The following is a 19,673-nucleotide window of genomic DNA, read 5'->3' on the forward strand; positions in this document are numbered from 1 at the left end:
GTCAGATCCTCGCCGGCCGCAACAATCGCGTCAGTTGACGCCGAGCTTGAGGTCGCCCTGCTTGATTGCTTCCGGGAACAGCACCACGGGCTTGGCGCCCTGAATCTGGAACACCGGCGGCTCGAGCGAATTGATCTGGCCGTTGGGTCCGAACTTGACCGGGCCCCAGAACGTCACGACGTCGAGGCTGGCAAGCGCGTCGCGAACCTTGTCGCGATCGAGTGAACCGGCCTTCTCGATCGCCAACTGAAACAACGCGCCGCAAACCGCGGCCGATGCCTGGCCGTAATCCGGCTCGCTCTTGTATTTGTCGCGGAACAGCTTCACGAAATTGCTGGTGGTGCCGAAGATATCCTTGCCGTTGTATTGCTCGGCGGGATGCCACCATGAGGCGCTGGTAATGTTTTCGGCGGTCTGGCCCGCGGATTCAATGAAATCCTGGTAGGCGGGACCCGCGATCATCGTCACCACGGGCGCTTTCATCTGCTGATCGACCATCTGCTTGCGGACCAGCAAGAGATCGTTGATGTAGCCGGTGACGAAGATCCATTGCGGCGACAGCGATTTGATCTGCGACAGAGACGCCGAGTGGTCGAGCGTGCCGATCGCGTATTTCTCGAAATAGACGACATCGAGCCCGTTCGCCTTGGCTGATTTCTCCATTTCCTGCGCGATCGCCAGCGGAAACAGATCGTTGCGCGCCAGAATGGCGACTTTCTTCACGTCGGGCGCCTTCGCCTTGATGATCTGCGTCAACGGCGTGGTGAGTGTATCGTTCGGCGTGAACGTGCCGAAGAGATATTTGTATCCCTGATCGTAGACCTGGGATGACGAGGCGGCCGCGGCGATCGTCGGCACCTTGTATTTTTCCGATACCGTGCTCGCCGCCTTGGCGGCGCCGGAGCCGAACGCGCCGAACAGGAAGTTGACGTTGTCCTGCGTGATCATCTGCTCGGTGGTCTGAACCGCCCGCGGCGTGTTGGATTGATAGTCGGCGTAGACGATCTCGACCTTGTATTTCTTGCCGCCCACCGAAATGCCGCCGGCCTTGTTGGCCTGTTCCGCCCAGAGATCGTATCCCTGCTGCTGCTTGATGCCTTCAGGCGCCAAGGGACCCGTCAACGGCAGCGGGGCGCCGAAGCGAATGACGTCTTCCGCCCTGGCCTGAGACGTCGCGGCGCTCAAGGACGCGACCGCCATGACGACGGTGCTCAGGACCACCGAGCAACGGACCAATATCGAACCAAACATCTGCATCCCTCTGAATCGTCAGTGCGACCACCGTAAAGCATGGCAAATAGAACATTCGAATAAAAGCATTGAAATTAGAGATTTCAGGTCGAATAATTCGAACGCTAGCCAATGCCTGCTGCGATCTTGGGCAAGGACCGAACCCCGGGGGCCAAATGATTGAATCGACCGCCATCAGATACTTTCGATCCGTGACCGAGAGCGGCTCGATCAAGCAGGCCGCAGCCTCACTGCGGATCGCACCCAGCGCCATCAGCCGGCAGGTGCAGGCGATCGAAGAGGAATTGTCGGTCAAGCTTTTCGATCGGGGCGCCCGCGGCATGGTCCTGACTGACGCAGGCCACCTGCTCTATCGCTATGCCGTCGAGAACCGCAATCAGCTCGACGGCATCCGGGTCAGGGTGCAGGAATTCGACACCTTGCGCCGCGGTCAGGTCAAAATCGCAACCGTCGAGGGCATGCTGGCAAATTTCCTGTCGAATTTTGTCGTCGATCTGGCCGGCGATTATCCCGGCATTTCGGTGTCCATCACGGTCCTGGGCTCGCGCGCCGTCGCCGAGATGGTGGGTCACAACGACGTCGATCTCGGTCTGGTGTTCGGCCGTTCGCCGCGGCGCGACCTGATCGAGCTGGCGCGCATGCAGCAATCACTGTGCCTGATCGTTTCGCCCCGTCATCCGCTGGCGGGCAGAAACCATTGCTCAGTGAAGGATCTCGCGGGTCTGCGCGTGGTGGTGCCGGATCCGTCCTTTGGCATCCGGCAGGAAATCGACCGGGCCTGCGCCAACAACAAGATACGGCTCGAAATCTGCAACGAAACGAACTCACTCACCTTCGCGCAAACGCTTGCCGCGCGTACCGATCTCGCCACCTTTCTTCCCCGCGATACCGCCATGCCGTCGCTGGAAGCGGGATTGCTGGTAGCCGTTCCGCTGCGGGACACGCGCCTGGAAGCAACGCAGGTCACCCTCGTTCAATTGGCGACCCGTAACATGTCACCATCCTGCCGCCTGGTGGCAGATCTCCTCGTCGGCAGAATGAAGGCCGTAAAAGAATGACGGGGTAAGCTCGAAAACGCTGCAGCGCCGACGCTCAAGTCCCGACGCGAAGCGCGGCGCGCTGCTTGCGCAGCCACGCAATCACCGAGAGCGCGGTGATACGACCGGTCTTGGGATTTTCGGAAGGGATGTTCTCGATCGACATCGAGAACCGCGCGGAATCCGACTCCACCTCAACCCGATGCATATTGCGCGTCAGGGCAGGATCGGCCCAGATTTCCAGCCGGGTCCGGTCTGGGCCAATTCCGGCCAGCGACAGCGCCACCGCGACATTCAGGTTGGCTGGAAATCCCTTGGCGGCTTCTCGCGCCGTTCCTTCGAATATCCGGAGCGGTTCCGTGATTTTCTCGATATCGATATTGTTCTCGACGATATAGGGAGCACCGGCAAGGCCGCGGACCGGCTTTCGCGTCACCATCCGCACGGACGTTATCTCGCCGACCGCCGCGGCGGTGACGGCATCGAGGCCGATCAACGCACCCGTCGGCACCACGATCTGACCGCCGTTTTGCCTGGCGAGGTCGATGAGGTCATCGTTTTCGAGCAGCGCGCCCGCGCTGAGCACGACGGCTGTCTTGCCGCTTTTCACGAACGGCGCGACGATCGAGCGGACGAGCTTGCTGGGCGCACATTCGATGACGATATCGGCGACTTCAGCAAGCCCATCGATCGGCAGGATAGCGGGCGGCCGTGAGAGCTTGGCGAGCCAGTCGCGGTGCTTGTCCGGATGTTGCACCGACACCGCTGAAAGCACCAAGCCGTCGATACCACGGTCCAACGCCTCGGCGACCTTGATCCCGATCGGTCCAAGCCCAACAATCGCAACCCGCAGGGCGGGAGAACGCTTCGATAAATCCGCCATTAACTCGCTTCTCTGCTCACGGAAGAAAACAGCGCCGCGAAGCAGCTCAAGCAACTTCGCGAAACCCATATTAGCTGGATCAGCCTGTAGCAAAAGCTTTCGGGATCACCAAGTGGTCGCAATCCCGCGTATTTTCAATTTTCGCGGAATCGCGCGGGCGGAAATTCTCGATCAGCCGGCCACCTAGACTTCCTCGAAACGGATCTTCTGCGCGCCCGTCCACAGCACGGTCTTGCCGAATGTAGCCAGGTTCTCGAGATCCGAAGTCAGCGTAATGAAATGGTTGCCGGCGAGCTGGCCCATCTTGCTGGCGAAGTGCACGCCGCCATAGGCCAGAAGAATTTCGGTCTCGCTGATCCCGCCGGGATAAAGAATGATCTGGCCGGGCGCGGGATAGCTGGTGTGGTTCTCGTAGGAGACGCCGAAGTCCAGATCGCCAAGCGGCATCCAGACCGCCTCGCCGCTCCAGCGCACGTGAATCGCCTGGCTTTCGAACGGCATCGCCTTGCGGAACGCGGCGCAGGTTTTGGGCGCCAGCTGCTCTTCAAAGCGCGCCTGAAACGTGAAGTCGCCGGCGTGGACAATGAGTTGGCTCATTCATCTTTCTCATGATCGAAATGGACGAGACCCTATCAATTGCAGCCGAAGATAGCTCAAGCAAGGACCATTCCAGCCAATTGGCCGACTTTTCGGGGCGGGTGACGCTGCCGAAATCGCGATGCGAAGAAACTGCAACGCGACCAGCGCGTTTTGCTAGGTGCCGGACGCGATGAGCGCGGCGCCGGCGCCGATCATGGCGATCCCGAGCCATCCGGCGGGCGAAGGCCGTTCACCTAAAACCAGTACGCCAAAAATCGCGACCAGCACCACGCTGAGCTTGTCGACCGGTGCGACCAGCGATGCCGGGCCCAGCTTCAGGGCGCGGAAATAGCACAGCCAGGATGCTCCCGTTCCGAGACCTGAAAGGATCAGGAATGTCCACGTCCGGCCTGAGATCGGCCCCGACTGCGCGAACTGGCCAGTGGCAAGCAGCAACACCAGGAAACTGAAAAGCACCACGACCGTGCGAATGAATGTCGCGAGATCGGAGTTGATGTTTTCCACGCCGATTTTCGCGAAGATGGCCGTGAGTGCCGCGAACACCGCAGACAGGACTGCCCATACTTGCCAGGATTCGAAACTCATTCAACGTCCCTTCTGATCCTGTCGCACGCAAGCGTACGCACGACTTCGTCAACTCAAAATGTGAACAGCACGGAGGCGTACCAGGAATATTGATCGGTCTCGTTGGTATTCTCGATTCCGCGCCTGACATAACCAAGCAAGTGATAATTGTCGTTCAGATCATAGCGCCATCCGATGCCGACGCTCGTCGTCGCGGGCGTACCGTTCGAATCCGCGGTCTGGTGAAAGAGTTCGGCACCAATCTGAAGCTTGGGCAGAATTTGATAAGTGAGAACCGCGCCCGCCTGGCAAAAATCCACCGCGCGAAACTCGCTGACCGTGCATCCGCCGCCGCCGAACGCCGACCATCCGCCGCTCCAGTCCTTCTGAACCCAAATTGGCAGAAGCAATGACGCGCGGTTGTCACCAACGCTATTCGAGCCGCTCGGGAGGAAGATGCGCGGGAACACGCTGACGTCGAGCCCGAACCCATCCTGATGCAGAAAGCGGTACTTGGCGGCGAGCTCGATATTGCTCAAGCCGACATTCGTGCCGCCGCCGGCCGGCAGGTCAAAGCCGGCGGGCAACGTTGCTGTCAGTTGCAGGTCCGGCGCCGCGCCGTAGTTGAAGTCGATTCCGCTCTCGCCTGTCGTGCCGTCGCGCGTCGTAGTCCCGTTGTTGAACGTGTAGATCTCGAAGTGCTTGTAATCGGTCGGTTCGGGGTCGTCGGAAACATAAGGCGGTCCGGCGACAGCCGCTCGCGTCAGCAACGCCAGCACAAAACCGGCGCACATCCCCAAACGCACCAGACGTATGCAGCCCGTGGCCATCGACTACACAAACCCACTTGAAACAGCCATCATGTAGTATATGCTACATCTCCTCCTGTCGAGCAGCTTTTGCTACTTCACGGGTGTCGTTCGAGCGCCGGAGCCACCCTTGACTGTCGAAGCCGCCATCGATTTTCAAAATGAGCTTGATCATAGGCTGCGGCGAACCAACCAGCAGCTTGGCGCCACCGGCCTCCGCGTTGCGAAATTCATCGATGAAAACCGGCAGATCGTTTTGGCCAGTTCCGCGGCCGCGCTCGGCGCCCGCATCGGCACGTCAGACGCGACCGTACTGCGCACCATTCAGACCCTTGGCTTCGCCAGCCTGGCGGACCTCAAGGGCGCCATTCTGAATGCAGGACCAGTCTCGACGCCGGCCGACGACATGCGGCGTACGTTGGTTGATCTGGAGAAGGCGACGGGACAAGCGCTGGACGGCATATTGCAGGCCCATGCCGACGGCCTGGACATCCTGCGTTCGGAAAAATGCCGCGCCCAGATTGCTGCGAGTGTTCGCGTGCTTGATGCCGCCAACCGGATCGCCGTGTTCGGAATTGGTCCCTCCTCTGCTCTCGCGACATATGTTTCCATTTTGCTGGCGCGAAACGGCCGCCGCAGCCGGACGATAAATGCGACCGGCTCGATGCTGGCCGATCAACTGCTCGACCTGGGCAAAGGAGACGCGTTGCTTATCCTCGCCTATGGCCGTCTCTACCGCGAAGTGAAAGCGGTGTTCGCGGAGGCCAAGGCGCTGGGTCTGCCGACCGTTCTGGTCACCGAAGCCGACGATACGCCGCTGGCGAAACTGGCCGATGTCTGCGTGGCGATTCCGCGCGGGCGTCCCGGCCAGGTGGCGCTGCACGGTGCGACGCTGGTCGGCCTGGAAGCGCTGGTGCTTTCGCTCGCGGCCGCCAAGCCGCAAGCCGCGTTGTCCTCTCTCGACAATCTCAATCGACTCCGGCGGGCCACCGAAGCTCAAGGCAAAAGCGCGAAGTAGCGCGCACGAACAAACGTTCGAAGGAAAACGCATGGATCAGAATATCGAGCGAAGCAAGGTTCCGGAAGTCACGCTGATCTTCTGGATCATCAAGATACTTGCAACGACGCTTGGCGAAACCGGTGGAGACGCCGTCTCGATGTCCATGAATCTCGGCTATGCCGTCAGCAGTTTCATCTTCATCGGCATCTTCGTGGTTGCGGTCACAGCACAGATCTCCGCGAAGAAATTTCATCCGTTTCTGTACTGGCTCGTCGTGGTCGCCACCACGACGGCGGGCACCACCATGGCCGACTTCGCCGACCGCTCGCTCGGCATCGGTTATCCCGGCGGCGCTTCGTTGCTGTTCGTCCTGCTGATGCTGTCGCTGGCCATCTGGTATTGGTCGGCAGGATCGATCTCGGTCAACACGGTTTCGACGCCTGGCATCGAGATGTTCTACTGGGTTGCGATCCTGTTCTCACAGACGCTCGGCACCGCGCTCGGCGACTGGATGGCCGACAGCAATGGGCTCGGCTACGACGGCGGCGCGCTGGTGTTCGCCACCGGGCTCGCGCTGATCGCGGCGGCCTATTTCTTTACCGGCATCTCGCGAACGCTGCTGTTCTGGGCCGCCTTCATCCTGACCCGGCCGTTGGGCGCCACGCTCGGGGACCTGCTCGACAAACCGCTGAACGACGGCGGTCTCGCATTCAGCAGGTTCTATGCGTCGGCCATCCTCGCCGCCGTCATCATCGCGTGCGTGGCGTTGCTTCCGCAACGCGCCGGAGCGCACCCGGGCAAGCCGCACGCGACTCCCGTTTAATCAAGCCGATAGCAGAGGATATCCTGATGCAGCCGAACCATCTGCCGGCGCTGGGCGCGCGATACTGGAGCGCGCTGTGCGTTGCGAGCATCTTCGGCGCCAATATGGGCGACCTGTTTGCGCGCAACCTGGGCCTCGGCCATGTCGCGGGCCTGCCGTTTCTCGCGGCTGCACTGGCCATCGTGATAACAGCCGAGCGCTTCGACCGGATGCGGCACCAAAGCTATTATTGGCTCGCCATCATCATCGTGAGAACGGCCGCGACGAACTTTGCGGATTTCGCCGCCGGCGATTTGAAACTGCCCAGAATCTGGGTGATGGCGGCGCTGACCATACTCCTCGTTGCCGCGCTATGGCTAAGCTGGCAATTCGCATGGCGTTGGCTTGCGAACAAGACCGATGACGTGCTTCGCGCCGACTTGGGCTACTGGGTCTGCATGTTCATCGCCGGTACATTGGGAACCGTGATCGGAGACTTCTGCTCCCACAACATGCGGCTCGATGACGCCGGAGCAGCGATGCTGCTCTCGCCGATCGTGGCCGTGTTGTTCCTGATCGGACGACGCGGACCGCTGCTGCTGCTGCCGTTTTATTGGCTGACGGTGGTGGCGATCCGAGCGGCAGGAACCGCGGTCGGCGATCTGCTCTCCGGTCGAAACTTGCTCGGACTGTCGCTTAGCACCGCTGTCACGGGAATCCTGTTCGTTGCGCTGCTCGTCATCTGGAAAGAGTCGGCGAAAACAGAACGAGCCGTCGTTGTAGCTCCCTGACGGCGCTTGTTACAGGAATACGCCACCGCAGCTTGCTGTGCCATGCCAGCAGCGTCTCGCGTTCCCTGGCGTCGAGTGGCGCGAGCGTTTCCCTGGTTATCGGCGGCGCATTGAGCGCGGCCTTCTCGGCCGCTTGCCGACCTGCCCGCGCCAGGCTCACGAGAAGGCGCCAGCCGTTCGGGGATTGGATCCTGCATCGTTCCTTTCACCGCGCAGCATTGGTGTATATTGTGACGACAGTCGAACCTAGCCGGCGGCGCTCGCAAGAGAACTCAACGAGCCGGGTTAGCTCTGCTGCATGCCGCTAGACCAGTTGGTGCACGTCCACACAAACAGGGAGGCAGTACGATGTCGATGAGGCCCGACCCCACGTTTCACGCATCGCCGAAGCTGGCCATGGAAGCTCCGCGAGAGAGCTTCGCCTATACCTTGCTGCTCAGCCCAGATTTCTCAAAGCCTGACGCGCTGGCGGTGATTGACGTAAAGCCGGGATCGCCAACCTACAGTCAGGTCGTCCACACGGTGACGATGCCTAACAAGGGAGACGAGTTTCACCATTTCGGTTGGAATGCCTGTTCGTCAGCATTGTCGCCGCTCGCTGGGCACGCGTTCGTCGATCGACGCTACCTCATCATCCCGGGCATACGGTCTTCTCGAATTTATATCGTGGATACAAAACCTGATCCCACCCAGGCAAAGATTCACAAAATTGTCGAGCCTGAGGAAATCTTCAAAAAGACCGGTTACTCGCGGCCCCATACAGTTCACTGCGGCCCGGACGGCATTTACGTCAGCACCCTCGGGGGCGGCGGCAAGGATGGTACCGATGGGCCGCCCGGCGTCTTCATCATGGACTGCGAGACATTCGACGTCCTCGGACGCTGGGAGATCGATCGCGGTCCGCAGAACCTGCACTATGACTTCTGGTGGAATCTGCCACGCGACTACATGGTGACGAGCGAGTGGGGGTTGCCGCCGCAATTCGAGAACGGGGTCGTACCGGAGGATCTTCTCTCGAACAAATATGGCCATCGGATCCACTTCTGGGATCTGCGGGCCCGGCGTAACGTTCAGACGATCGATCTCGGTGCCAACCACCAAATGGCACTGGAAGTGCGGCCCGCTCACGATCCCGTCCGCGAGTTCGGCTTCGTGGGTGTTGTGGTCGATACCACGAACCTCGAAGGCTCGATCTGGACCTGGTGGCGCGAGGGCGGCAAGTTCCACATCGAAAAGACGGCGACGATCCCAGCCGAGCCGGCACCCAAGGAACAGTTACCGCCGCTCCTGCAGGGGTTTGGGGCGGTGCCTCCGCTGGTCACTGACATTGACTTGTCGATGGATGACAAATTCCTCTACGTCTCCTGCTGGGGTACCGGCGAGATGCGTCAATACGACGTCTCCGATCCGAGAAAGCCGAAGCTTGCGGGTTCGGTGCACATCGGCGGCATTGCACGACGCACGCCTCACCCGAGTGGCAAGACGTATGCAGGCGGTCCGCAGATGGTAGAGATCAGCCGCGACGGCAAACGAGTGTACTGGACCAACTCGCTCTACTCGACTTGGGACGACCAATTCTATCCCAAGGGAATACCGGCTGCCGAGGTCATGGCCAATGCGGGTCCGAACGGCGGTCTAGAACTGTCAAAAGATTATTGCGTAAACTTCCCCGACGGATACCGCGCACACCAGATCCGGCTGGAGGGCGGCGATTGCTCGACGGATTCATTCTGTTATCCATCGGCTTGAATTTGAACGCGGTAGATTGGACACCTGCCGGGCTGTGGCTGGCTGTCATCGCGAGTGGCCTCTATCACGGGTTAAATCCGGGGATGGGCTGGCCGCTCGCCGTCTCGGCTGGATTGATGGAGAGGAATTCGCGCGCCCTCTTCGCGGCCCTCTGGCCGCTATCGGTCGGTCATTTACTGGCCGTTCTTTTGGTCATTCTTCCCTTCGCGCTGCTGGTCGCCTTCGTCGAATGGCAGCGTCAGATACAGATCGGCGCGAGCTTCCTTGTCATCGGGTTCGGTATCTTCCGCCTTGTCAACCAGCGGCATCCACGGGCACTGGCGCGAATACGACCAACGCAATTGGGGCTTTGGTCCTTTGCCGTGGCGATCGCTCATGGTGCCGGATTGATGCTGGTGCCGATCTATCTCGGGCTTTGCCGGCCCGACCTCGACAAAAGCCACCAGGTGGCAGGGGCACTCATCCACGCCAATCTTGGTATGGCAGTGTTAGTCTCCGTCGCCCACACCTTGGCGATGATCGCTGCCGGCGGATGTTCGGCGTGGCTGGTCTACCGCTATCTCGGTCTCAAATTCGTATCGCGGAGCTGGTTCAATCTGGATGTGACCTGGGCTGTCAGTCTCATTCTGGTGGGGACTATCGCGCTGGTGTTCGGCCTTGCGGACTAGTCCAGGACATCGCAGCTGCTTGACTGCTCTTCAAACTGAACAAAGTACGCGGCCTTATCACCGCAGCTTGCTGAGCAGCGCCACCCGGTCCTACCTCCGGCAGCAATTTGCCCCCGGACAAGCTGCCTGGGCCGATGTGGCTGCGGCCGTCGGCCGGGTCAGACGGGGGTGCATTGCACTGACGGGCTGGCTGGATCGATCGAAACCCTCTGGTTGCAGGGTTTTCGGCAGGGTAGAGTTCGGACATGACAGTTACAGATATTGCGACCCGGACCTATAATCACGGCTGGCGGCTCGATCCGATCGTGCGCAGCCTGCTCGATACCGATTTCTACAAACTGTTGATGCTCCAGATGATCCGGGAATTCTATCCGGACACGCACACGACCTTTTCGGTCATCAATCGCAGCCGGCATGTCCGCCTCGCCGAAGTGATCGATGAAGGCGAGCTTCGCGCCCAGCTCGATCATGCCCGGAGCATCCGCTTCAGCAAGAAAGAATTGATCTGGCTCGCCGGCAACACATTCTACGGCAAGACCCAGATGTTCTCGCCGGATTTCATCAACTGGCTCGCCAACTTCCGCCTTCCCGAATACGAGCTGCGCAAGGTCGATGGCCAGTACGAATTGCATTTCCACGGGCCGTGGACGCATACCACCATGTGGGAAATACCGGCGCTCGCCATTCTCAATGAGTTGCGTTCGCGCCAGGTGACCAAAGGACAGGGACGGTTCGTCCTCGACGTCCTCTACGCCCGCGCCAAGGCCAAGCTCTGGGCCAAGGTCGAGCGTCTACGCAAGCTGGAAGGTTTGCGCCTTTCCGATTTCGGGACGCGGCGCCGTCATGGTTTCCTGTGGCAGCGTTGGTGTGTCGAGGCCGTCAAGGAAGGCCTCGGATCTTCCTTCACAGGCACCTCCAATGTCTTGTTAGCAATGGATAATGATCTGGAAGCGATCGGCACCAATGCGCATGAATTGCCGATGGTCGCGGCTGCCCTGGCGAACGACGATACCGAGCTTCGCTGGGCGCCCTATCGTGTCCTCGATCAATGGCGCCATACCTATGCCGGCAATCTGCTCATTGCGCTGCCTGACGCTTTCGGCACCACACCCTTCCTGAGAGATGCGCCGGACTGGGTGGCGGACTGGACCGGCTTTCGACCGGACAGCGCGCCGCCGATTACGGCCGGCGAGGAAATCATCAAGTGGTGGAAGCAAAAGGGCCGCGATCCCAAGGAGAAGCTTCTGGTTTTCTCTGACGGCATGGATGTCGGATCGATCGAAGAGACCTACCATCATTTCGCAGGCCGCGTCCGGATCAGCTTCGGCTGGGGCACCAACCTGACCAACGATTTCGTCGGGTGTGCGCCGGACAATTCCACCAATCTCGATCCAATCTCGATCGTCTGCAAGGTGACGTCGGTTGACGGCCGGCCGGCGGTGAAACTCTCGGACAATCCGGAAAAAGCGACCGGCATATCCTCTGAAGTCGAACGTTACCTGCGGGTGTTCGGAAACGCAGGCCGGGTTCGCACCGCGGTTCATGTCTAGGTGCTAACTACGACACCTGCTTGAGATAATCTTTTCTGCTTGATGCTCATCGTTATCTGCGCAGCAGCGCCGACAGGCTTACTTCGCCGAGGCCGATTGCTCGACTGGCTTGCCGAAAACGCTGCGGCAGCCGTCACTCAGGCTGGCCCGTTGTCTGCGCATGCAGGCTGTAATTCGCTCGACATTCGGAATTTCCGATGCACAGAGCCGGAAGACATCGCCGGTGCAAAGCCGGCGCTGGTCGTCCTGGGTGAACGCGTGGCTTGTCGCCGGCACCATGGCGAAACAGAAAACCAGGCCGGACATCATCCTGAAATTACGAACCGTGAACCGATCAATCGGCATCGTCGTCCCCATGTTGACCGACGTTGCGGTCGTCAGCCAGACGGTTAGCCGTCTTGGACTCACTCACGATGGTATTGCCGCGAATCCCTATCCTTCAAGGTTCTCAACCAGCACTGCACCGAAAATTTTGCATCGATGATTGCGAGGACCATCGCCGCAGCAGACACGCGCCTTGCGATCGATGCCGTAATGAGAGAAAGAGTTACACATGGAACCGAGCCCAGGGATCGCGAAGACAGACAGTAAATGAAACCACCTGCAGTCATTTTACTCTCGTTGGTTCTACTTTTTGGGAGCCTGAGTGCCGCTCAATCGTCCCCCGCCGAGATGATTTCGGACTTTCGCCTGAAGCACGGCGAAGGACGTGTCGCCATCGATGCGACGCTCAACCGGATTGCGCTCGAACAGGCCAAGGCGATGGCTGCGAGAGACGCACTCGATCACGGCGTGCTCGGATCGTTCAGTTCGCGGATCTCGCCGGCGGGCGCAGGTCGCGCGGCGGAAAACATTGCGTATGGCTATGACAGTTTCGAAAAAACGCTCGGTCAGTGGATTGACTCAGCGGAACATCGCAAGAATCTCTTGCTTCACAACGCCTCTCGCGTCGGCGTCGCCAGCGCAACGAGCACGACCTCTCGTCGCACGTATTGGGCGATGGAAATCGCGGGCGAATATGAGCCTCGGCGAGTAGCTGCGGGCAAGAGAACGCCGTCAGTGGCCAAAAGAAAAACCCCTGCTCAATCCTGCCGCGCCAGAATCCTCGGCATCTGTTTTTGAATTCGCCGGAACCCGAGAAAACTCGATCAAAAACTGTGGGCACGGACGCCACTCCAGCGCGCTATTAACCATTCGTTAACCATGGTGAGCGAGCCTTGTGCCAGATGCGGCGGAACCGGAACGGGACCGGCAGCCGTATGAGAAAGCCGCTCGGCGTCGCGCCCGGGCGGCTTTTTTCTTCCAGCGGGATCGATGGGCTCGGCGAGACATCTGCCGCGACGATCATCGTCGCGCGGTGTCTCAACCGTTCTCCCGGAACTCGACACTGCCTGCACCGCAGGCAAAGGCGCTTCAAGAACGTGTCGGCCGTGTTGCAATAGAGCCGCGCACCGCGGGAAAAGAGACCTGCTAACAACGTCTTCTGTTGCGGATGCGAATGCGGAGATTATACCTCGGCCAGCATTGCGGTCGGCACGCCTTGGCGAGGAACCTGATGAAGTCACATAGCGGTAGCATGGTGTTTTTCGGCAGGCTTTCCTTCCCCTCCGGCCTTCGGTTGGGCTCGCTGAGAGCCGCAGCGATCGCGATGCTGCTGTTCGGCCTGCCGATCAATCCAGGCGCGGCCCATGCAGCGCCCGCTGCGCCCAGCGCCCATGTTTTTCTAGTCCGCGGCGTCCTCAATATTTTCTCGCTTGGCATGGACCAGATCGCGAACCGGCTGCAGCAGCAGGGCATCACCGCTACCGTTCACAATCACATGCTATGGGCCTCGATCGCGGACGAGGCCGCCGCTGAATATAAAAGCGGGCGCGTGAACACCATCATTCTGGTCGGACACTCCTCCGGAGCAACAGTGCTGCCTGATATTGTGGCACGGCTGGATCGGCAGGGCGTTCCGGTCAAACTGGCGATCGGCCTCGACTCGGTTTTCCATACCAGTCTCACCGGCCGTGTCGGACGTTACATCAATTTCTACGTGGCCAATGGCGCCGGCACCCCCGTCCAAAGGACCAAGGACTTCCGCGGGACGCTTGAAAATGTTGACGTCGAGAGGGTGCCTGGCATCTCCCACCTGACGATCGACAAAAACGAGCTCATGCAGCAAAAGGTGATCGCCGAGATCGACGCTGCAGTACGCAGCGGCCCGAGCCGGTTGCCCACAGAGAAGAAGCCGCAGCAGCCGGTAGCCGGCACGGCCCCGCAAGGCTCGCCCACGAAGCGCGCAACCGCCGCAGCCAACTGATCGCGTTACCGAAAATGCCGGGCCCGGCGCCTGGCAACGCCTCAAATTCCGCCCATTCGTCAGCGATGCCACGCTGACACGCGACAGATAGCGCGCCTCTGCGTTGTCGACCCAGCAGCAACGAATGTGCGGATAGTGAAGACCAGACAGATTTGTTCCTGGCGACTTGCCGCCTTCCTGACCACGGCGATGCTTGCCCTAGGCGGCACGACGCACCTCGCGGTCGCCGGCGCGATTGTCGCGACGAAGCAAATCACGGCACAAGCCTCCGACAATCGGGCGGCCGTGCAGGCGAAAGGCAGCGCGCCTGGCATGCGCCCTGCCGCGACGCCGCGAGCGGCCGAACCACCACCGCCGGTCGTGCCCCGCGGGCGCGCTTATCTATTCCGGGGTGCACTCGGACCTATTTTTTCGCGCGGCATGGACAGGTTGACGGAGAAGATCCAGCAGGCCGGTATCACGGCTGACGTCTACGAATTCACCATCTGCAGCCTGATCGCCTCAACTGCGATCGACGACTACCGGCGAGACCCCGCTCCGATCATTCTCATCGGCCACTCGATGGGCGGCCGTTGCGCGCTGCTGTTCTCGGAAACGCTTCAGGCCGAGGGCATTCCGGTCAGCCTCGTCGTCACGATCGACCCGGCTCATATGAGTCCCAGCGTCCCGCTCAATGTCGAGCGGTTCATCAATATCTTTCTGTCGAAAGACGTTCTGGGTGGCGGCGACATCAAGCCGGCGCCGGGCTTTCCCGGCCATTACGCCAGCTATGACCTGGCAGAGCATGACGAGGTCTCGCACATCACCATCGACAAGATGGATGCGGTCCATCAGCAGCTGGTTGCCAAGATCGTACAGCTCGCCGCGACGCCTGCCAAAGTGGAAGGCGAGACACTCCCCCTTCGCTATGTCGTCCCGCCGAAGGAGCAGATTGAACTGTGGGACAGCGGCACGGCGATAGCCGCCCGCGCCGGCGATACGTTGCAAACGCTGGCGTCACAGTACGGTCTGCCGCTGTGGTCGCTGACCCAGATCAATCAGATGCCGGACACTGCGCCGCTGGCGGCCGGCCAGCGCGTGATCATACCCCGCCATCTGGTGCCGCCGCTGAGCGCCGTTTCCGAACCGATTTCTTCAAGACGCTGAGGCGGTTCGGCGCCGGTTTTAAACCGGTCGGCTAGAAGCGAAGAAACGGCACGATCATCGGCACGCGGCGGCAATAGGGGCCGTAGATCTCCGCACCGAGCTCAGCGGTGAGGAAACCCTCCTCCATGCGCGCCTTCTGCCATTCGCCGAACGAGATCAGGAGCGCGCCAATCAGCGATGTCCACGTCCCGACGGCAACGCCCGTCGCCAGGATCGCGAGGATCAGACCGGTGTAGATCGGGTGACGCACCATCCCATAAGGCCCGGTATCGATAATGCGATGATCTTCCTTGTGCGTGATGGCGTTGGACCAGTAGCGTCCGAGATGGATGCGTGCCCACCAGGTAAATGAGATGCCGATCAACACCACGACGGCCAGCACATAAGTGCCGGCGTTGCCGAGATCGTAGAGTGCCTTCTCCCCGAGCGCTCCCGCCGTCCACGGCGACAACAGAATCGCACCCAGCAGAATGGGCAGGCGATAGACCCACGAATCCAGGGTTGGCACGTACGTCTTGGTTCGCCCGGACCAGACTGACGCGACGATCCAGCTGACAACCCATGCCAGCCAGATCAACGCCAGCAATTTTGTGGGCCAGGTGACGATCCAGCCGCTCAAGACCGCGTCATAGATTTCGCCGGGACGACTAGGCATGCTTCAAAATCCTACCAACGGGTACGCCCATCATATGCGCGATGGTCTCGCGCAAGACGGGCTCGACGGGACGCGGAGTATAGCCGAGCTCGCGCCTGGCCTTGTCAATTGGAAGCGCCGTCGCCCGCCGGGCGATCCGGACGCCTTCGACCGTCGCCGAAGGGACGCGGCCGGTCACATAATCAGCCTTGAACTCTAGCACCCAGGCCGCCAGTTCCGCGAGCCGGCCGGGAACCGGAACGAACAGCTTGCGGCGGCCACTGGTCGCCGCCATCAGCGCCAGGATTTGGCCGAGCCGAACACAGTCGCCGCCGAGAAGGTAGCGATGCCCGACCCGCCCCTTTTCCATGGCAAGGATAAGGCCGAGCGCAACGTCGCGCACGTCGACAAGGTTCACGATGAAATCAAGATACAGCTGAAAACGCCCATCGCCGAGAAAATGTTGAAGCATGGCGGTCGGCGGCGTCAAATTGTGATCGTGCGGGCCGATCGGCATCGTCGGGCAGCCAACGACCACCGGAAAACCGGATGCGGCAGCCTGCAACGCCAATTTGTCGGCAAGCATTTTCGAACGCGTGTACGGCCCCGGCATTCCATCGACCGTCAACGAGGCATCTTCCGCGGCGCTATCGGCCGGTTGAGACGCGCCAAAAAGGATCGACTCGGTCGAGCAGTGCATAAATCGGGCGACGCCATGCTGGCGCGCCGCAGCCAGGACGTTCTCGGTGCCAATGAAATTGACCGCGTGAAAATCCGCTCTGTCCCGCTTCCACATGCCTGGCAGGCCGGCCAGGTGATACACCTCTTCGACGCCGGCCATCGCGGCATGCACCCGCCCCTTGTCGAGCACAGAGCCTTCGACATAGTCCACCGCCGGCAACACACGGGTGGGCAAAAGGACATCGATAACGCGCACCTGTCGACCCCGAGCGACAAGCTCCGATACCAGATGCTGCCCGATGAAGCCGCTGCCACCGGTAACGAGTGCGAATGTCATGAATGCGCGTGCGGCTCGCTTCGGCGGTCGCCTGGGTGGAGCGACGCGCTGAGCGGCGCCGCCGGTCCGATGATTGCGGCAAGATCGTGCCGCAATCCGAGCGCGATGAACAGCTTCGCCATCACGAATATCGGCCCGAGCAGCAGGTGCGACGGATTGTCCACCAGTGCCGGCTGCCGGCGTTCGAATACCTGGTGCCCGACGATTTGCGACGCCACGCCGGTGACGATCAGAATCGCGGTCGTGATCCATACGCCGGTGACGCTTGCGTGATCCGCGATCATCGCCGCGGCCGCCAGCAGCAGAACGGCGACGCCGACAATCGCCAGTCCCAGTGCCGTGTCGAGGACGAGCCAGTAGATCAGGACGGGGAGAGCCATAAGGGTCGCCACGGTGATTTGGGCGCCGAATAGTGAAATCGGCCACATCGAGAGCGGCAAAATGGCCCCCAGGAACAGCAAAATGATCCCAAGCACATGCATTGCGCAGTTCCACGGATCACGGTGGTATTCCACGTAATCCGCCAGCTGGCGCTGGAAATAGGCGGTCATACAGGGTCCTTTCCCGCTTTGGGGCACTGGAACGTTCCAAAGCAATTGGTCACGACAATATGGAACTTCTGCGTCATCCCCCCGCCTCCGGCACGGACGCGGCGCTACTTAAACTGCAGCTCTGTCCGAAGTCAAAACGCGGTTTCGGAATCGGGATACCACCGCTGCAAGGCATCAGCGTTCGGGGACTTTGCGGCAGGCATCTGAACGAGGTTTCGGCAGTAGCGCCCATTCGCGATTTGAGCCTCACGCGATGGTTCATGAGCCACGAATATCCGATAGAAGGTCATCACTATCTCGAATGCGATGAAACCCACAACAATCAGTTCGAAGCGCCGACCGTTGCGTGTCGATGATATCTGCAGGCGTCGTTGCAGTCTCAGAGATGACAGCAAGTTTTCGATTTCGACATGCTCTCGCAGTTCCCTAACCAGCGACGTGTCCGACGAGTCGGTTTCGAGTGAGGTCCGTCACTCTCGAGCCTGCCTTCAAAATAAGCGGCTGTGTTATCTGGATCACAGCCGAATCGCCCGCACAGGCGTATGAGTCGCTTGTATGGCCGCGAACAAGGTAACGGCGGTACACGAGCTTGGCTTCCTCCCGACGCCAAGAGGCGACTAGAGCCGTCCGCAATTCGGGCGGCTCCTTTGTTGACGCCATATGGCCGGCCCGCGCGAAAGTGGACGCAGCTAAGAATTCGCTCGGCCCCTCTCACTGCGCTAATGTCACCGACACTGCTTGCTGGTGCAGACGAGTGATCGAGGGACGACGGTCGGCTGCCGGCCCTTAGCAACAACCGCGAAGCGTTTGCGCTGACATCAGGCTCAAACAAAGAGATGAGATCGTGATCCGATTCAATCTGATCGGATCATGATCTAATGCACGTTCAGGTCGACGCCCTTCGGATCCCTGATGGTGGAAACGGCAACCAGCGAGATCACCGAGAGCACCATGATATACACCCCCACCCGCCAGGATTCGCCGTAGGTTCCGATAATCCATTGCGCGATCGCCGGGGCAAAAGCACCACCCAGGATAGCGCCGAGCGCGTAAGAGATGGAGACACCGGAGTAACGGACCTTGGCTCGGAATAGTTCGGCGTACAACGCCGCCTGCGGCCCATAGGAGAGGCCCAACCCGATCGTCAGGCCGAGCGCCGCGACAAAGAACAGCGCCACGCTCTTCGTATCGATCAGTAACCACATCGGGACTGCCCAAACAATCATGATGCCGTAGCCGATCTGGAATGTGCGCACGCGGCCTATCCAGTCGCCCATCAAGCCCCCCAGCAGGGTGAAAGCAAACCAGCCAAAGGCAGCCAGCGTGCTCACCAGCAGGATCTGGTCGGTCGGGAGCTTTAGCGTGTTCAGGCCATAACTGATCATGAAGGCGATCAGGATGTAGCCGGCCGCGTTGTTGGCCATGAAAGTCAGGGCCATGCGCAGGATGTCTTTGCTTTGCTCGCGGAAGAGTTCTCGCAGCGGAGCCGAGGACTCCTTGTGGCGTTGCTGCATCGCCCTGAACACCGGCGATTCCTCGACGGTGCGCCGGACCACCGCGCCGACGACAATCAGCACGATCGAGAACAGGAACGGGATCCGCCATCCCCATTCGACCATGGCCTGCCTTCCAAGCGCGGTTGTCAGGCCCCACAGCGCCCCCGTCGCCAAAATCATGCCCAGGGGTGTACCGATCTGCGGGAACGAGCCGAACAGGCTGCGCTTGCCAACCGGCGCGTATTCTACCGCCATCAGGGCCGCCCCACCCCACTCGCCTCCGGCCGAAAAACCTTGCAGAATCCTCAGCAGGATCAGAAGGGCCGGCGCCCAAGCGCCGATCTGCGCATAAGTCGGCAGGACGCCAACCAGCGCCGTTGCCGCCCCCATCAGGACCAGCGTCATGACCAGGACGCCACGGCGTCCGAAGCGGTCTCCCATGTATCCGCAGACGATCGCGCCGAGCGGCCGGAACAGAAACGAGAGCCCAATGGTCGCAAACGACACGACCTGGGCGAGCAGCGGATTGTTCTGGATCATCGGCCCGAAGAACAGCGGGCCAAAGACGAGTCCGGCAGCCTGGGCGTAGACGAAGAAGTCATACCATTCGATGGTGGTGCCCACCAAAGTCGCCGCCAGGACTTTCTTTTCGTCCCAAGAGACGCCGGAGCGGACGCCGGAGCCGACGCCGGGCGCGGCAATTGGTGTTGATGTAATCGTCATAGTGCCTCCCCGTTGCGTCTTCTTTTTCCAGCGTGCTTTCCTGGCGCGCTTCGCAGATAGCAATGTCAGTCCGTTTATGACAGCAAAAAGCGCCCG

At 60.5% G+C, this 19,673-nt stretch carries 20 protein-coding genes and 1 pseudogene; 10 read left to right on the forward strand and 11 right to left on the reverse strand.

Translation table 11 applies throughout. The annotated features are described in order from the left end of the window. Positions 1–30: 30 nt before the first annotated feature. Positions 31–1,251: an amino acid ABC transporter substrate-binding protein gene (locus tag BLV09_RS14305; RefSeq protein WP_146691116.1), complete on the reverse strand. Its 1,221-nt coding sequence runs from the start codon at positions 1,249–1,251 to the stop codon at positions 31–33. A gap of 155 nt (positions 1,252–1,406) precedes the next feature. On the opposite strand from BLV09_RS14305, the gene BLV09_RS14310 reads away from it, so the two are divergent. Further along, entirely contained in the window at positions 1,407–2,309 is a 903-nt protein-coding gene (locus BLV09_RS14310; RefSeq protein WP_100386693.1) for a LysR family transcriptional regulator, read from the forward strand. 34 nt (positions 2,310–2,343) lie between these two features. Here BLV09_RS14310 and BLV09_RS14315 read toward each other — a convergent pair whose 3' ends face one another. From BLV09_RS14315 to BLV09_RS14330, 4 genes are all read right to left on the reverse strand, one after another. Further along, positions 2,344–3,171, reverse strand: coding sequence for an aspartate dehydrogenase (locus tag BLV09_RS14315; RefSeq protein WP_146687788.1), 828 nt, complete (start codon positions 3,169–3,171; stop codon positions 2,344–2,346). A gap of 183 nt (positions 3,172–3,354) precedes the next feature. After that, positions 3,355–3,768, reverse strand: coding sequence for a DUF3830 family protein (locus tag BLV09_RS14320; RefSeq protein WP_146687789.1), 414 nt, complete (start codon positions 3,766–3,768; stop codon positions 3,355–3,357). Between the two features lie 156 nt (positions 3,769–3,924). Then, a complete protein-coding gene (locus tag BLV09_RS14325; RefSeq protein WP_100380442.1) occupies positions 3,925–4,356 on the reverse strand; it encodes an EamA family transporter in 432 nt (143 codons plus the stop codon). 53 nt (positions 4,357–4,409) lie between these two features. Beyond that, positions 4,410–5,165 (reverse strand): transporter, encoded by a 756-nt coding sequence (locus BLV09_RS14330; protein WP_146687790.1) that lies wholly within the window; start codon positions 5,163–5,165, stop codon positions 4,410–4,412. A gap of 109 nt (positions 5,166–5,274) precedes the next feature. Between BLV09_RS14330 and BLV09_RS14335 the strand changes: the two genes are divergently transcribed. Genes BLV09_RS14335 through BLV09_RS14345 form a run of 3 tightly spaced genes read left to right on the forward strand, consistent with a single transcriptional unit; the run spans position 5,275 to position 7,737 of the window. Beyond that, positions 5,275–6,162 carry a MurR/RpiR family transcriptional regulator gene (locus BLV09_RS14335; RefSeq protein ID WP_167558725.1) on the forward strand — a complete coding sequence of 296 codons (888 nt, stop codon included), beginning with the start codon at positions 5,275–5,277 and terminating at the stop codon, positions 6,160–6,162. A gap of 31 nt (positions 6,163–6,193) precedes the next feature. Then, positions 6,194–6,967, forward strand: coding sequence for a COG4705 family protein (locus BLV09_RS14340; RefSeq protein WP_146687792.1), 774 nt, complete (start codon positions 6,194–6,196; stop codon positions 6,965–6,967). A gap of 26 nt (positions 6,968–6,993) precedes the next feature. After that, a complete protein-coding gene (locus tag BLV09_RS14345) occupies positions 6,994–7,737 on the forward strand; it encodes a hypothetical protein (protein ID WP_146687793.1) in 744 nt (247 codons plus the stop codon). 25 nt (positions 7,738–7,762) lie between these two features. On the opposite strand, the pseudogene BLV09_RS38775 reads toward BLV09_RS14345, so the two are convergent. Then, positions 7,763–7,915 (reverse strand): annotated as a pseudogene (locus BLV09_RS38775) (MarR family transcriptional regulator); the annotation flags it as partial. 170 nt (positions 7,916–8,085) lie between these two features. Here BLV09_RS38775 and BLV09_RS14355 point away from each other — a divergent pair. From BLV09_RS14355 to pncB, 3 genes are all read left to right on the forward strand, one after another. Continuing rightward, the gene (locus tag BLV09_RS14355) at positions 8,086–9,486 is read left to right on the forward strand and encodes a selenium-binding protein SBP56-related protein (protein WP_146687794.1); all 1,401 of its coding nucleotides are present in this window, start codon (positions 8,086–8,088) and stop codon (positions 9,484–9,486) included. Between the two features lie 83 nt (positions 9,487–9,569). Further along, entirely contained in the window at positions 9,570–10,154 is a 585-nt protein-coding gene (locus BLV09_RS14360; protein ID WP_433994423.1) for a hypothetical protein, read from the forward strand. Positions 10,155–10,399: 245 nt separating this feature from the next. Then, a complete protein-coding gene (gene pncB, locus BLV09_RS14365) occupies positions 10,400–11,704 on the forward strand; it encodes a nicotinate phosphoribosyltransferase (protein WP_100380437.1) in 1,305 nt (434 codons plus the stop codon). A gap of 78 nt (positions 11,705–11,782) precedes the next feature. Here the strand turns inward: pncB and BLV09_RS14370 are convergent, their stop codons facing one another. Then, the gene (locus BLV09_RS14370) at positions 11,783–11,983 is read right to left on the reverse strand and encodes a hypothetical protein (RefSeq protein ID WP_349537019.1); all 201 of its coding nucleotides are present in this window, start codon (positions 11,981–11,983) and stop codon (positions 11,783–11,785) included. Between the two features lie 393 nt (positions 11,984–12,376). Between BLV09_RS14370 and BLV09_RS14375 the strand changes: the two genes are divergently transcribed. The 3 genes from BLV09_RS14375 to BLV09_RS14385 all read left to right on the forward strand — a co-directional run bounded on the left by BLV09_RS14375 (position 12,377) and on the right by BLV09_RS14385 (position 15,155). Next, a complete protein-coding gene (locus BLV09_RS14375; RefSeq protein WP_433994394.1) occupies positions 12,377–12,826 on the forward strand; it encodes a CAP domain-containing protein in 450 nt (149 codons plus the stop codon). 526 nt (positions 12,827–13,352) lie between these two features. Continuing rightward, on the forward strand, positions 13,353–14,009 hold the full coding sequence (locus BLV09_RS14380; protein ID WP_349536755.1) for a hypothetical protein: 657 nt from the start codon (positions 13,353–13,355) through the stop codon (positions 14,007–14,009). Positions 14,010–14,144: 135 nt separating this feature from the next. Continuing rightward, entirely contained in the window at positions 14,145–15,155 is a 1,011-nt protein-coding gene (locus BLV09_RS14385; RefSeq protein ID WP_244549084.1) for a LysM peptidoglycan-binding domain-containing protein, read from the forward strand. Between the two features lie 31 nt (positions 15,156–15,186). Here the strand turns inward: BLV09_RS14385 and BLV09_RS14390 are convergent, their stop codons facing one another. The 4 genes from BLV09_RS14390 to BLV09_RS14410 form a co-directional block, all read right to left on the reverse strand. Further along, positions 15,187–15,810, reverse strand: coding sequence for a methyltransferase family protein (locus tag BLV09_RS14390; protein WP_146687796.1), 624 nt, complete (start codon positions 15,808–15,810; stop codon positions 15,187–15,189). Next, the gene (locus tag BLV09_RS14395; RefSeq protein WP_146687797.1) at positions 15,803–16,807 is read right to left on the reverse strand and encodes an NAD-dependent epimerase/dehydratase family protein; all 1,005 of its coding nucleotides are present in this window, start codon (positions 16,805–16,807) and stop codon (positions 15,803–15,805) included. The genes BLV09_RS14390 and BLV09_RS14395 overlap by 8 nt, the downstream gene beginning before the upstream one ends. After that, positions 16,804–17,358 carry an Mpo1-like protein gene (locus tag BLV09_RS14400; protein WP_146687798.1) on the reverse strand — a complete coding sequence of 185 codons (555 nt, stop codon included), beginning with the start codon at positions 17,356–17,358 and terminating at the stop codon, positions 16,804–16,806. The genes BLV09_RS14395 and BLV09_RS14400 overlap by 4 nt, the downstream gene beginning before the upstream one ends. An 875-nt stretch (positions 17,359–18,233) precedes the next feature. After that, entirely contained in the window at positions 18,234–19,577 is a 1,344-nt protein-coding gene (locus BLV09_RS14410) for an MFS transporter (protein ID WP_146687799.1), read from the reverse strand. Between the last annotated feature and the right edge of the window lie 96 nt (positions 19,578–19,673).

It is taken from the genome of Bradyrhizobium canariense, from assembly GCF_900105125.1.
GTDB lineage: Bacteria > Pseudomonadota > Alphaproteobacteria > Rhizobiales > Xanthobacteraceae > Bradyrhizobium > Bradyrhizobium canariense_A.

Coding starts and splice junctions, on each gene's coding strand:
- BLV09_RS14305 (WP_146691116.1), bottom strand. CDS start 1,251: ATGTTTGGTTCGATATTGGTCCGTTGCTCGGTGGTCCTGAGCACCGTC.
- BLV09_RS14310 (WP_100386693.1), top strand. CDS start 1,407: ATGATTGAATCGACCGCCATCAGATACTTTCGATCCGTGACCGAGAGC.
- BLV09_RS14315 (WP_146687788.1), bottom strand. CDS start 3,171: ATGGCGGATTTATCGAAGCGTTCTCCCGCCCTGCGGGTTGCGATTGTT.
- BLV09_RS14320 (WP_146687789.1), bottom strand. CDS start 3,768: ATGAGCCAACTCATTGTCCACGCCGGCGACTTCACGTTTCAGGCGCGC.
- BLV09_RS14325 (WP_100380442.1), bottom strand. CDS start 4,356: ATGAGTTTCGAATCCTGGCAAGTATGGGCAGTCCTGTCTGCGGTGTTC.
- BLV09_RS14330 (WP_146687790.1), bottom strand. CDS start 5,165: ATGGCCACGGGCTGCATACGTCTGGTGCGTTTGGGGATGTGCGCCGGT.
- BLV09_RS14340 (WP_146687792.1), top strand. CDS start 6,194: ATGGATCAGAATATCGAGCGAAGCAAGGTTCCGGAAGTCACGCTGATC.
- BLV09_RS14345 (WP_146687793.1), top strand. CDS start 6,994: ATGCAGCCGAACCATCTGCCGGCGCTGGGCGCGCGATACTGGAGCGCG.
- BLV09_RS14355 (WP_146687794.1), top strand. CDS start 8,086: ATGTCGATGAGGCCCGACCCCACGTTTCACGCATCGCCGAAGCTGGCC.
- BLV09_RS14360 (WP_433994423.1), top strand. CDS start 9,570: ATGGGCTGGCCGCTCGCCGTCTCGGCTGGATTGATGGAGAGGAATTCG.
- pncB (WP_100380437.1), top strand. CDS start 10,400: ATGACAGTTACAGATATTGCGACCCGGACCTATAATCACGGCTGGCGG.
- BLV09_RS14370 (WP_349537019.1), bottom strand. CDS start 11,983: ATGGTGCCGGCGACAAGCCACGCGTTCACCCAGGACGACCAGCGCCGG.
- BLV09_RS14375 (WP_433994394.1), top strand. CDS start 12,377: ATGATTTCGGACTTTCGCCTGAAGCACGGCGAAGGACGTGTCGCCATC.
- BLV09_RS14380 (WP_349536755.1), top strand. CDS start 13,353: ATGCTGCTGTTCGGCCTGCCGATCAATCCAGGCGCGGCCCATGCAGCG.
- BLV09_RS14390 (WP_146687796.1), bottom strand. CDS start 15,810: ATGCCTAGTCGTCCCGGCGAAATCTATGACGCGGTCTTGAGCGGCTGG.
- BLV09_RS14395 (WP_146687797.1), bottom strand. CDS start 16,807: ATGACATTCGCACTCGTTACCGGTGGCAGCGGCTTCATCGGGCAGCAT.
- BLV09_RS14400 (WP_146687798.1), bottom strand. CDS start 17,358: ATGACCGCCTATTTCCAGCGCCAGCTGGCGGATTACGTGGAATACCAC.
- BLV09_RS14410 (WP_146687799.1), bottom strand. CDS start 19,577: ATGACGATTACATCAACACCAATTGCCGCGCCCGGCGTCGGCTCCGGC.